This window comes from Pseudonocardia xinjiangensis (assembly GCF_012911925.1).
GTDB classification, from domain to species: domain Bacteria; phylum Actinomycetota; class Actinomycetes; order Mycobacteriales; family Pseudonocardiaceae; genus Pseudonocardia; species Pseudonocardia xinjiangensis.
On sequence record NZ_JAAXKY010000197.1, the window covers coordinates 1 to 11,727 of the forward strand.

The 11,727-nt window shown below is 71.4% G+C and carries 10 protein-coding genes; 2 read left to right on the forward strand and 8 right to left on the reverse strand.

What is annotated here, in order from left to right; genetic code table 11:
- From HF577_RS34045 to HF577_RS34055, 3 genes are all read right to left on the reverse strand, one after another.
- Positions 1-917: bifunctional 5,10-methylenetetrahydrofolate dehydrogenase/5,10-methenyltetrahydrofolate cyclohydrolase (locus HF577_RS34045; RefSeq protein ID WP_169400115.1), on the reverse strand; the 917-nt coding region annotated here is incomplete at its 3' end.
- Between the two features lie 121 nt (positions 918-1,038).
- Positions 1,039-1,905 carry a methylenetetrahydrofolate reductase gene (locus HF577_RS34050; RefSeq protein ID WP_169400116.1) on the reverse strand — a complete coding sequence of 289 codons (867 nt, stop codon included), beginning with the start codon at positions 1,903-1,905 and terminating at the stop codon, positions 1,039-1,041.
- An 8-nt stretch (positions 1,906-1,913) separates the two neighbouring features.
- Complete coding sequence (locus tag HF577_RS34055) at positions 1,914-3,275, reverse strand: aminomethyl transferase family protein (protein ID WP_169400117.1); 1,362 nt, start codon at positions 3,273-3,275, stop codon at positions 1,914-1,916.
- 346 nt (positions 3,276-3,621) lie between these two features.
- Between HF577_RS34055 and pabB the strand changes: the two genes are divergently transcribed.
- Positions 3,622-5,433: an aminodeoxychorismate synthase component I gene (pabB, locus tag HF577_RS34060; RefSeq protein WP_169400118.1), complete on the forward strand. Its 1,812-nt coding sequence runs from the start codon at positions 3,622-3,624 to the stop codon at positions 5,431-5,433.
- Here pabB and folP read toward each other — a convergent pair.
- The 3 genes from folP to HF577_RS34075 are packed head-to-tail and all read right to left on the reverse strand — an operon-like array spanning position 5,393 to position 7,536.
- Positions 5,393-6,289: a dihydropteroate synthase gene (gene folP, locus HF577_RS34065; RefSeq protein ID WP_211175267.1), complete on the reverse strand. Its 897-nt coding sequence runs from the start codon at positions 6,287-6,289 to the stop codon at positions 5,393-5,395. The genes pabB and folP overlap by 41 nt on opposite strands.
- Positions 6,290-6,326: 37 nt before the next feature.
- Positions 6,327-7,184, reverse strand: a complete 858-nt coding sequence (locus tag HF577_RS34070; RefSeq protein WP_169400119.1) for a class III extradiol dioxygenase subunit beta — start codon at positions 7,182-7,184, stop codon at positions 6,327-6,329.
- Positions 7,177-7,536: a protocatechuate 3,4-dioxygenase gene (locus HF577_RS34075; protein WP_169400120.1), complete on the reverse strand. Its 360-nt coding sequence runs from the start codon at positions 7,534-7,536 to the stop codon at positions 7,177-7,179. Before HF577_RS34075 ends, HF577_RS34070 begins: the two co-directional genes overlap by 8 nt.
- Positions 7,537-7,807: 271 nt before the next feature.
- Between HF577_RS34075 and ligM the strand changes: the two genes are divergently transcribed.
- Positions 7,808-9,208 carry a vanillate/3-O-methylgallate O-demethylase gene (gene ligM / locus HF577_RS34080; RefSeq protein WP_169400121.1) on the forward strand — a complete coding sequence of 467 codons (1,401 nt, stop codon included), beginning with the start codon at positions 7,808-7,810 and terminating at the stop codon, positions 9,206-9,208.
- A gap of 58 nt (positions 9,209-9,266) precedes the next feature.
- Here the strand turns inward: ligM and HF577_RS34085 are convergent, their stop codons facing one another.
- Together HF577_RS34085 and HF577_RS34090 are read right to left on the reverse strand one after the other, a co-directional pair.
- Entirely contained in the window at positions 9,267-9,968 is a 702-nt protein-coding gene (locus HF577_RS34085; RefSeq protein WP_169400122.1) for a response regulator, read from the reverse strand.
- Positions 9,965-11,578 carry a sensor histidine kinase gene (locus tag HF577_RS34090; protein ID WP_169400123.1) on the reverse strand — a complete coding sequence of 538 codons (1,614 nt, stop codon included), beginning with the start codon at positions 11,576-11,578 and terminating at the stop codon, positions 9,965-9,967. Before HF577_RS34090 ends, HF577_RS34085 begins: the two co-directional genes overlap by 4 nt.
- Positions 11,579-11,727 lie beyond the last annotated feature (149 nt).

The following is an 11,727-nucleotide window of genomic DNA, read 5'->3' on the forward strand; positions in this document are numbered from 1 at the left end:
GGGCGGGCCTCGTCGATCGGATGGCCGGCGAGCAGCCGGGCCGCGGTGACCGTGTTGCGGAGCAGCCAGACGTCGGTCACGGGACCGACCCCACCGGGGACCGGGGTGATGGCGCGGACGCGGGGAGCGACGGAGTCGTAGTCGACGTCACCGACCATGTGCACCCTGCCGTCGGCGCCTGCGGCCGGGTTGATGCCGACGTCGATCACCACGGCGTTCTCGCTGACGTGCTCGGCCTTGATCAGGCCGGCCTTGCCCGCCGCGACGATCAGGACGTCCGCCCAGCGGGTGTGCCTGCCGATCCCGGTGGTCCGGTCGGCCCACTCGTCGACCGACACGACGGTCGCCTGCCGCTCGTAGCCCAGCGAGATCGCCGGCTTGCCCACGTTGTTGGACCGGCCGACGACGACGATCAGCGACCGGTGGTAGAAGTCCGCCCGGTCCTCCCCCACGGAGTCGAGCCAGGTGTCGAGGAGGTGGAAGCACGACGCCGCGGTGGACGGCACGAAACGCGGCACACCGAGGGCGAGAAGTCCGGCGTTCTCCGGGTGCACCGCCTCGATGTCCTTGCGGGGCTCGATCGCCCGGAAGACCGCGGTCTCGTCGATGTGCGGGGGCAACGGACGGAGTACCAGGATCCCGGACACGCCGGGGTCGGCGTTGAGCTCGGAGATCCTCGCCATCACCTGGTCCTGCCCGGCGTCCGCGGGGAGGACCTGCGGCGAGTAGGCCACGCCGAACTCGTCCGCGAGTCGGTGCAACCGCCGCTCGTAGGCGGCCGAGCCGTACTCCTCGCCGACCACGACGGTGGCCAGGCCGATTCCGAGCCCCTCACCGTGGAGACCGGCCACGTCCGCCTCGAGGCTCTGCTTGAGGGCGCGGGCGCACGCGCGCCCGTCGATGACCTGGACATTCATCGGTGATGAACTCCTCGGGTGGTATCTCCCACGGACCGGGTCGGTTCGACGAGCTGTGGTGACAGCTCCGGCCGGCCCGTGGGAGCGTTCGGGAGCACCGGTGGCCCGGCGCGGGGAGGGATCAGGACAGCTCGGCGAGCCAGCGCTGCCGCCATGACTCCGTGCTCTCCAGGTCGTTGAACGTGAAGACGTGGAAGCCCTGCAGGTTGTTGTCCGACTGGGCGAAGGCGGGAACGAGCCGCTCGACCAGCTTGTCGGGGCTGTACCCACCGGGCAGGAAGAAGCGCCAGAACATGTTCTGCTGCTTCTTGAGGAACTTCGCCGACTGACCCAGGCCGAGGCCTGCGGAGATCCGGATCAGCTTCTGGCGGCTGACGGCGCCGGGAATGCCGACCCGGATGGGCAGGTCCACGCCGTCGGAGTGCACCTTGCGGGCCCAGCGGATCGTCGTGTTCGCGTCGAAGCACAGCTGGGTGATGACCTGCGTGGCGTGCGGAGCCTTGGCCTTGAGGGCCTGCTCGATCAGCTCGTCACTGATGGTGCCGTGGCCCTCGGGGTAGCCGCCGATCCCGACGGTCGAGAACGGGTGCCCGATCTCCTCCAACGCCTCCAGCAGGCTCAGGGCGTCGGGATACTTCCCGGCCTCCCGCGCGTCCCCACCGATCACGAAGACGCTGTCGGTGCCCGCCTCGCGCAGCCGCGCGACGATGTCCCTGAGGTGGGCGCGGTCCTCGACCTGGCGGGCAGCCAGGTGGGGTGCCGCCCGGTAGCCGTGCTCACAGAGGTTGACGGCGAGATCGACGGTCGGGCCGAGCCCCTTCGCCTCGGTCGTGGTCACCGTGAGGGGCACGTTCGTGGGCACGTGATCGAGCACCTTCTCCTCGGTGCTCGCGAACGGGAGGATCTCGTAGGTCGCGGCGCGCAGGGCGGCGGCGACGGCCTGCCGGGCGGACCTGGCCGCCGGGTTCGAGTTCTGCTGATTCGCCACCGCCGCCGTCACCTGCGCCGGTAGCTGGTGCGGGCGAACTGGACGAAGGGCACCGGCGCGACGGTCGCGCGGATCGGCCAGGTCCGGTGCTCCTCGACCTGCGGTTTCGCGGAGTTCGGCTCCTCGCCCCAGACGACGGTGACCTCGGTGCCGGGCTCGGCGTGCTCCGTGGCGATGGTCGCCAGCGAGACCATGGCGCGTTCGTTGGCGATGTAGCCGCAGTCGAGCGAGATGCCGATCTGCTCGCCGTTCACCAGGACCTTGTCCTCCTGGTGCAGCGCGTACCGGATCTTCGGCAGGTCGAAGTACTTGGCGCCGAGGCCCTTGCCCAGCAGCGACCCGATCGCCGCGGTGACGTCGTCGTTGTTCCAGACCAGCGTGACCTTGGTCCGCGGCGGGTTCTTCGCCAGCTCCTCGAGGGCCGCGCGCCCGACGAACTCGTGGTCGAACTTGACGTTGCGGGCGTAGCCGATGTCGTACGGGGTCAGGTAGTAGTCCGTGATGTCGTCCGAGTCGACGCTGCCGCCGATCGCACCGACCGCGGAGGCGGGCAGCCACTCGCGATACTCCTGGAGCAGCGGGTCGTCCCCGAAGATCGCCGGGAGCGGCGCCGGGACCCAGCCCGACTCGAGGTTGGCGGTGGAGTACGCCTTCGCACCCGCTCGGACCAGGCCGTGGCCCGCGCCGGCCGCCAGCAGCGCCGCGAGGACGGCCTCGCCGTCGGCCCACGGCCCGAACAGCTCGAACCCGGGCTGACCGGCCATGCCGTGGCGCAGCCCGCGCACCGCGTGCCCGGCGATGTCGAAGTCCGCCATGTTGAAGAACTTGGTCTCCGGCAGCGCGGTACCGGTGGCCTGCTCGAGCACTGCGGCCGCGCTCGGGCCCTGCAGCTCGTAGCGGTAGAACTTCGGCGGCCCGGACGTGCGGACGGCCGAGTTCTCGTCCCGCTCGGCGACGACCCGGTAGTCCCCGCGCTCCAGGTGGAACAGCACCCAGTCGATCACCATGGGGTGACCGACGAGGTCGAACAGCTCGTCGTCGAGGTGGAAGAGGATGGCGTCGCCGATCAGCCGGCCGCCCGGGTCGACCGCGACGAACTGCTTCGCCTTGTTGACGCCGAAGCCGGCGAAGGAGTTCACGGCGAGGTCGCTGAGGAGCCTCAGCGCGTCCGGGCCCTCGAGGAACAGGTCCGTCATGTGGTGCGATTGGTCGAGCAGGGCGCAGGTCTCGGCCCAGGCACGCTGCTCGGAGCGCCAGTTGGTGAACTCCGGGGCGACGGGGAACGTGTGGGCGCTAGCCGCGGTGTTGCGCAGCAGATCGACCGGGTTCCCGACGCGGGCGATGGCCGCAGCAAGACTCTCGGAAGTCATGATCGTGTGCGAACCTTTCCTCGGGGCCGTATGCCGGGAGCACCGCCTGCGAAGCCACCTCTACGGGGCCGCCGGGCCGGGTTCCGGACCTCCTACGACGCTAGAAAGACGCTCGTCACCAGGGATGACGCGGATGACTGGAGCCGTACTGGCGTGCTGTCTCGGCCGGTCCAGGACAACTGACGTAGACGCTCCCCAGAGGTGACCGCCTACGTCGGATGACGGCGTCGCGGCCGCGACGGACGGCCGAGCATCGACGGACCGACCGCCGATCCGCTCGGTCGCAGGCGCAGGGCACGATCGCTGGTGCTGCGGCATCCGCAGACCGCCCGCGGAAGGACGACACATGCTCGGCGCACCGGAGCCCTGGGGGCGGTTCGACGACCTGATCAGCGGCACCGCCGTGCGGTTCACCGGCGTCCGTCAGGTCCTCAGGGCCGACCGGCCCGACGAGGTCGTTCCGGTTCTGGACGAGGTGGACCGGGTGACCCGCGCGGGGCAGTGGGCCTTCGGCTTCGTGGCCTACGAGGCGGCGTCGGGTCTCGAACCCGGCCTGACCACCCACGCGCCGGTGGACGGCCTCCCCCTGGTCTGGTTCGGCGTCGTCGACCGCCCGGAGGACGTGGCGGTGCTGAACCCGGCCGGTCCCGCGGTTCCCGCCCTGCGGTGGGTGGGCGAGTGGGGCCCCGACGCCCACCGCACGGCCGTGGAGCGGGTACGCGACCGGATCGCCGCGGGTGAGACCTACCAGTGCAACCTCACGACCCGGCTGCACGCCGCGGCGCCCGCGGGCCTCGACCCCGCCGACCTGTACCGCGAGCTCGTTCACGGTCAGCGCGGCGCGCACAACGCCTACCTGGACCTGGGCCGGTTCGTCGTGGCGAGCGCAAGCCCCGAACTGTTCCTCGAGTGGCGCGACGACCGGATCCTGATGCGCCCCATGAAGGGGACCGCCGGCCGCGGGCGCACCACGGCCGAGGACGAGGCCGCCGTCGTGCGGCTGCGGGGCAGCGAGAAGGAACGCGCCGAGAACGTCATGATCGTCGACCTGGTCCGCAACGACCTGGGCCGCATCGCCGTTCCCGGCAGCGTGACGGTGCCGCGCCTGTTCACCGCCGAGCGCTACGAGACCGTCCACCAGCTCACCTCGGACGTCACCGCGCAGGTGCGCCCGGACGTCGCGTTGACGGACCTGTTCCGCGCCCTCTTCCCGTGCGGTTCGGTCACCGGCGCGCCGAAGGCCCGCACCATGGAGCTGATCCGCGAGCTCGAGAGCGGACCGCGGGGGGTGTACTGCGGGGCCGTCGGGATCGTCGGTCCGCCGAGCGCCGAGGTGCGGGCGCGGTTCTCCGTGGCGATCCGCACCGTGCTCCTGGACCGCACGCGGCAGCGGCTGGACTACGGCACCGGGGGCGGGATCACCTGGAGCTCCCGGCCGGCCGAGGAGTACGCCGAGGTCCGGGCCAAGGCCCGGGTGCTCGACGCACGCCACGACGACTTCCACCTGCTGGAGACCCTCCACCACGACCCCGCCCGGGGACTGCGCCACCTCGACGCCCACCTCGCCCGGATGGCGGACTCCGCGCACTACTTCGGGTTCTCGTTCGATCAGGCCGCGGCGCGCGCCGTACTGGACACCCGGCTCCGCGAGGTCGGCGAGGCCCGCGTCAGGCTGCGCTGTCGCCGCGACGGGACCCTCGGCGTCGATGTGTTCGACCCGCCTCTCCCCCTCGGTCGTCCCGTGCGGCTCGTCGTCGACCCGGAGCCGATCGACACCACCGGGTGCTGGTCGCGCCACAAGACGAGCAGGCGCGACCCGTACGACACGCGACTGCGCCGCCACCCCGGGGCGGACGACGTCGTCATCGTCAACGAGCGCGGCGAGGTCACCGAGGCCTGCACGGCGAACGTGGCGGTCCGCCTCGACGGACGGTGGTGGACCCCGCCGCTGGGCGGCGGTTGCCTGCCCGGCGTCGAGCGGGCGCACCTGCTCGCTGCGGACCGCCTGCGTGAGCGCGTCCTGCGCCCGGAGGACCTCGCCCGGGCCGAGGGGCTGGCCCTGCTCAACTCGCTGCGCGGATGGCGACCGGCCCACCTCGTCACGGGCAGCGCCGTCGCTACGGGCGCGGCCCGCGACCACCTGGTACGGGAGAGCTGAGCCCGACCCGGTCCACCACCCCCACCGCGTCCGCGGACGCAGCGACGTCGTGGACCCGCACCCCCCAGGCTCCCGCCTGGGCGGCGAGCACGGTGGTGGCGACGGTCACCGCGTCGCGCTCGCGAGCGGGGCCGCCGGCCCTCGTCCCCGCGAGGGCCTCGGCCAGGAAACGCTTCCTGGAGGAGCCGACGAGGACGGGGAAGCCCAGGGCGACCAGCTCGCCGAGCCGGGCGAACAACGTCCAGTTGTGCTCGGCGCGCTTGGCGAACCCGAAGCCGGGATCGAGGATCAGCCGCTCGGGCGCGACCCCGGCCTCGACCGCGTCGTCCACCCGCATCAGGAGCTCGGTGGTGACGTCGCGGACGACGTCGTCGTAGACGGCCGCGGAGTACATGTCCCGGCTGGCGCCCCGTGAGTGGTTCAGCACCCACGGCACCCCCGCCGCCGCGACGACACCGGCCATCGCGGGATCGTGCAGACCGCCGCTGACGTCGTTGACCAGGACCGCTCCCGCGCCGACGGCGGCCTCCGCCACCGCCGCCCGCGTGGTGTCGATGCTGACCGCGATCCCGGCCGCCGCCAGCCGCTCGACCACCGGAACGACCCGGCGCAGCTCGTCGCCGACCTCGACGCGCTCCGCGCCGGGCCGGGTCGACTCGCCACCGACGTCGACGTAGTCGGCTCCCGCCTCCCACATGAACGTGCCGTGGGCCACGGCCGCGGCCGTGTGCTCGTAGAGACCGCCGTCGGAGAACGAGTCGGGCGTGACGTTGACGATGCCCATCACCAGGCACCGACCGGCGCGGGGCACCGCGCCCCGCGGGGCCGACGCCCGGCAGGGCAGGTCGATCGTCATCAGCTACTCCTCGCGGCTACGCCCGAGCCGTCGGCGTTCAAGCGGGCTGGGCGACCCGGTTGTCGAACAGGGCGAGTCCGGCGGCGGTGTTGGACGCCGGGACGTGGTAGGCCGAGTGGACCTTGCGGACCTGCTTGTGGAGAGCGCCCCGCATGACGAGCCACATGATCAGCTCGATGCCCTCGGACCCCGCCTGGCGGATGAGCTCCTCCCGGCTCAGCGACGCGAGCTTCTCCGGGTCGTTCTCGATCGCATCGAGGAACATGTGGTCGAACGTCGGGTTGATGAAGCCCGCCCGGGCGCCCGCGAGCTGGTGGGACATGCCGCCGGTGCCGAGGATGCCGACCGTCCCCGCGCCCTGGTAGCTCGCGATCGCCCGGCCGAGGGCCTGGCCCAGGGCGTAGCAGCGGGCAGCGGTCGGCTGCGGGTAGCGGATGACGTTGACCATGATCGGGATGACCGGGCACGGCCAGGCGTCGCCCGGCTCCGGCGTCCACACCGACAGCGGCACGGTGAACCCGTGGTCGACGTCGAGCTCCTGGAAGACGGTCAGGTCGAAGCCCTCGTCCACCAGGTTCTCCAGCAGATGGAACGACAGGTCGGGATCGCCGACGACGTCCGGGACGGCGCGCCGGCCGAAGCCCTCGTCCGCGACGCGGTACGTCTCGGCGGTGCCGATCGCGAAGGTCGGCACGATGTCGAGGTCGACGCCGTTGGCGTGGTCGTTGTAGACCAGGATCGCGACGTCAGGGGTGTTCCGGGCCAGCCATTCCCGGGCGGGCCGATAGCCCTCGAACAGCGGCGCCCACACCGGCTGGTCGATCATCCCGCGGTCCATCGCGGCGCCGATCGACGGGACGTGCGAGGTCGCCAGACCCCAGATCACCTCAGACATCGGTGCGCCCTCCTGCCAGCATCGCGGCCTTGAAGTCGTCCTCGGACATCCCGGTGAACACACCGCCGAGGTACTGCATGGAGCGTCCGTCCATCATGGCGAGCTTGTAGATGTAGAAGATGCTGCCTCCCAGGTCGAGCATCGCCTGCCAGTCGCGCTGCAGGATGGCGGTCGTCTGCTCGTCGGAGAGCCGGAACCGCGCGCAGTAGGCGGTCTCGTCGGCCAGGAACTCCGTGCGGGCACCCGCGTCGGTCAGCGACATGAACAGCTTGTTCATGTTGTGCCCACGTCGGCTGGTCGGGCCGTCGAAGACGTAGGTTCCCGGCAGGTCCGGCCTGCTCTGGCTGGTCATGTGAGGCTCCCTCGGTCGGGCCGCGTGGACGCGCCGCCGACGATATATACGTCCGACGCTAGGGCCGTGGCTCGTTCGGGCCATCGCGCTGTTGTCGTGACTCGCCGTACGTCGCATGACGTAGTGCGACCGGCCGGTCCCGGCCGCTCGTCTCGCGCCATTCCACGGTGCCGCCGGGCATCGCCGAATCCGTAGCGTGAGCCACGATGGCCGTCGACCCCACGTCTGGCCGTGCATCAGCGCAGAACACGCAGACCGAGAACGGTGGCAGATGAGCGCCAAGAACCTTCAGGAATTGCTGGACGAGTCCGGGAACACCGTCGAGTTGCTGCGCAACTCCAAGCTCGGCGCCTACATCTACCCGGTCGTGCCCGCCGAGTTCACCAACTTCCGCCGCGAGGTGATCGCCTGGCAGAAGACCGCGGTGCTGTTCGACCAGTCGCACCACATGACCAACCTGTGGGTGTCGGGCCCCGACGCACTCAAGCTCTTCACCGACACCGGCATCAACAGCACCGCGAAGTTCCCGGTCGACTCGGCCAAGCAGTTCGTCCCGGTCTCCCCCGAGGGCGGCGTGATCGGGGACGGCATCCTGTTCCGGCTCGCCGAGGAGGAGTTCGTCTTCGTCGGCCGCGCGCCGGTGGCCAACTGGCTGCAGTTCCAGGGGAGCACGGGCTACAACCTCGACATCCGCCTCGACGACCGCTCCCCGTCCCGCCCCTACGGGAAGCAGGTCACCCGTGACGTGTGGCGCTTCCAGATCCAGGGCCCGCGCGCCTGGGAGGTCATCGAGAAGGTCAACGGTGGCACCGTCGAGCAGGTCAAGTTCTTCAAGATGGGCTACCTCAATGTCGCGGGTGAGCGCGTCCGCACGTTGCGCCACGGCATGGCGGGAGCGCCCGGCCTGGAGATCTGGGGCCCGTACGAGACCTACGACAAGGTCCGCGAGGCCATCCTGGAGGCCGGCCACGAGTTCGGCCTGGAGCCGGCCGGGGCCCGCGCCTACTCCTGCAACACCCTCGAGTCCGGCTGGATCCCCTCGCCGCTGCCCGCCATCTACACCGCCGAGGAACTGCGCCCCTACCGCGAGTGGTTGGGCGCCACCAGCTACGAGGCCATCAACGCCCTCGCCGGCAGCTTCGTCTCGGACAGGATCGAGGACTACTACCTCAACCCGTGGGAGCTCGGCTACGGCGGATTCGTGAAGTTCGACCACGACTTCATCGGCCGCAGCGCCCTCGAGGCCATCGACCCGGCGACCCAGCGCCGCAAGGTCACGCTGGAGTGGAATGCCGAGGACGTCGCCACGCTGCTCGCATCGCCGGTCTCCGAGGCCCCCGGCTACCAGTTCTTCGACCTGCCCAACGCCAACTACGGCTCGTCGAACTTCGATGCGGTGAAGGACGGGGACGGCAACACCGTCGGCCTCTCGATGTTCACCGGCTACAGCGCCAACGAGCGCAAGGCGCTCTCGCTGGCCACGATCAACCCGGACGTCCCGCTGGGCGCCGAGGTCCGGGTCATCTGGGGCGAGCCGAACGGCGGCTCCGAGAAGACCACCGTCCAGCCGCACGAGCAGTTCCCGGTCCGCGCGATCGTGAGCCCCGCGCCCTACACCGCCATGGCGCGTGACACCTACCAGCCCGGATGGCGCACCGCCGCCACCGTCTGATCCGGAACGCGGCGACGCCGGCCCCCGTCCGGGCCGGCGTCGCCGCGTTCCGGACGCCTCAGTTCTGCGGCGGGACCAGCCCCGCCCGGACGGCCACCAACGCCGCCTGGGTCCGGGAGGTCAGCTGGAGCTTGCGCAGGACGTTGCTGACGTGCGTTCGCGCGGTGCGCTCGCTGATCACCAGTTCGTCGGCGATCTCCTGGTTCGACCGTCCCGAAGCGACGAGGACCAGGACGTCGCGCTCCCGGGTGGTCAGCGCGCCGATCCCGGTCGGCGGGGACACGATCTCCTGGGTGAGCCGGCGGGCGACGGCCGGGTCGAGGAACACGTCGCCGCGCGCGGCCACCCGGATCGCCGTGATGACCTCGGGCGGTTCGGCGTCCTTGAGCAGGTACCCGGAGGCCCCGTTCGCGAGGGCGGCGTGGACGCGTTCCATCTCGCCGAAGCTGGTCAGCACGACGACCCGCACCCCCGGGAAGCACTCGGTGATGCGGGCGGTCGCGGCAGCGCCGTCCATCTTCGGCATGAGCAGGTCGATCAGGACGACGTCGGGGAGCTCCCCGTGGGCGGCCATCGCCTCGAGCCTGTCGAGTGCCTCCTGGCCGTCGCCGGCCTCCGCCACGACCTGCAGGTCGTCGAGTACCTCGAGGTAGGCGCGGATACCCCGGCGCACGACCGCATGGTCGTCCACGATGAGCACACGCACCTGTTCCCGGCCCTCCGGGCTGCGCGCCGCGCTCGAACTACTGGGCGCGTTCATGACGTGCTGACCTCGGCCCCCGTGTCGCTGTCGGGATCCGGCGCCGCCCAGGCCCGAGGCAGCGGCACGACCGCCCGCACCGAGGTCCCGCCGACCGCGCGGGGCCGGACCCGGACGGTCCCGCCCCAGCGCGCCGCGCGTTCGCGCATGCTGGTGAGTCCGTAGCCGCCGCCCGCCTCGCGGCCACCTTCCGCCCGGGCCTTTCGGATCCCGCGACCGTCGTCGGCGACGGAGACCGTCAACGCGTGCTCCCGGATACCGATGCGGATCGTCACGTGACCCGCCTCGGCGTGCTTGACGACGTTGTGGATGGCCTCGGCCACGATGCGGTAGACGTCCTCGGCCATGTCCGGCGGGACCTCGTCGAAGGTGCGCCGGACGCTGAGGCTGAACCGCAGCCCGGTCCGGTTGGTCGTGCTCTCCGCCAGTGCCCGCACGGCCTCCGCCAGGCCGAGCTGGGTCGACGACGACGGTCGCAGCTCGTGCACCATCGTCCGAAGGTCCGCCAGTACGGTCTTCGCGAGCAGCCCGACCTCGTCCGCGACCCGCCGCACGCTCTCCGCGGGGACGCTCGCCCCTCGCGCGGCGAGGACCTCCATGGACTTGGCCTGCATGCCGATGGAGAACACCTGCTGCACGATCGAGTCGTGCAGGTCGCGCGCCAGCCGCTGACGCTCCTCGCGGCGGGCGAGCTCCCGCTCGTTCTGCAGGAGCGCGGCGTAGTCGATCGCCACGGCGGCTTGCTCGGCCATGGCCAGCAGGAACTCCAGGTTGCGCTGCCCGACCACCTGGCCCGGCGCGAAGAAGGCGTTGAGGATCCCCGCCGGCCGACCCCGGATGACGATAGGGACGCTGGCGAACCAGCCCCACTCGAGCTCGGCGTGGTAGTCGTGCATCGGCTCCCACGCGGGATCGCGCTGGATCATGTCCCAGCGGTCCGGGACCACGACGGGCTCGCGGCGCTCGAACGCCTCGATCATCTCCAGGGTGGCGCCGCGCTCCCGGCACTGCATGAGCCGCTCGAAGAAGTCCGGCCAGCATCGGAAGCCTGCCGAGCCCATGATCTGCAGACCGGCACCCGACTCGTCGAGGGTGAGGATCTGCACTCCCGCCAGCGCATCGGCCTGGAGGACCTCACGCGCCAGTGCGTCCAGCGTCGCGGTGATCGAGCCCTCCGACGCCATCTTCACCGACGAGCGGGCGATGGCCGCGACCCGGCGCTGGCGATGCCGCTCGGCTCCGACGTCGCGGAAGGCGACGACGGTCCGGCCGGGCGCCTGCGGGAGCGGACGGGTCCGGTACGCGAACTCCCGGTGCACCCCGGCCGCGGGCGCCCAGGTGCAGATCTGTTCGGTGGCGCCGTCGTCGAGCAGCCCCAGTGAGTCGGCGGAGAACCCCGAGGCGAGCTCGAACGGTGCCCGCATCCCGATCAGGTCGTCGACCGGGCGGGCACAGAGCACCACCGCCGCACTGTTGAGCTGGACGAAGAGACCGTCCTCGTCGACCACGGCCAGGCCGTCCGGTGCGTGGGCGGCAAGCTCCGACAGGTCGATCGCAGGGGGCGGCCCGCCGCGGGTGGGCGGAGGTGCGCTGCCGGACGTGCCGGACATCCGGCCTCCTTTCCCGTCCCCGACCTGTTCCTCTCCCCGCATGCAGAGTTCGAATCTACGTCCTCCGTCTCGGGCACGAAGGGCCGACTTGCCGAGTGTGGCCGGTCGCTCGTCAGGCGCTCGACCGCTGCCACCGGGCAGGGGAAGTC

Coding starts and splice junctions, on each gene's coding strand:
- HF577_RS34055 (WP_169400117.1), bottom strand. CDS start 3,275: ATGACTTCCGAGAGTCTTGCTGCGGCCATCGCCCGCGTCGGGAACCCG.
- pabB (WP_169400118.1), top strand. CDS start 3,622: ATGCTCGGCGCACCGGAGCCCTGGGGGCGGTTCGACGACCTGATCAGC.
- folP (WP_211175267.1), bottom strand. CDS start 6,289: ATGACGATCGACCTGCCCTGCCGGGCGTCGGCCCCGCGGGGCGCGGTG.
- HF577_RS34070 (WP_169400119.1), bottom strand. CDS start 7,184: ATGTCTGAGGTGATCTGGGGTCTGGCGACCTCGCACGTCCCGTCGATC.
- HF577_RS34075 (WP_169400120.1), bottom strand. CDS start 7,536: ATGACCAGCCAGAGCAGGCCGGACCTGCCGGGAACCTACGTCTTCGAC.
- ligM (WP_169400121.1), top strand. CDS start 7,808: ATGAGCGCCAAGAACCTTCAGGAATTGCTGGACGAGTCCGGGAACACC.
- HF577_RS34085 (WP_169400122.1), bottom strand. CDS start 9,968: ATGAACGCGCCCAGTAGTTCGAGCGCGGCGCGCAGCCCGGAGGGCCGG.
- HF577_RS34090 (WP_169400123.1), bottom strand. CDS start 11,578: ATGTCCGGCACGTCCGGCAGCGCACCTCCGCCCACCCGCGGCGGGCCG.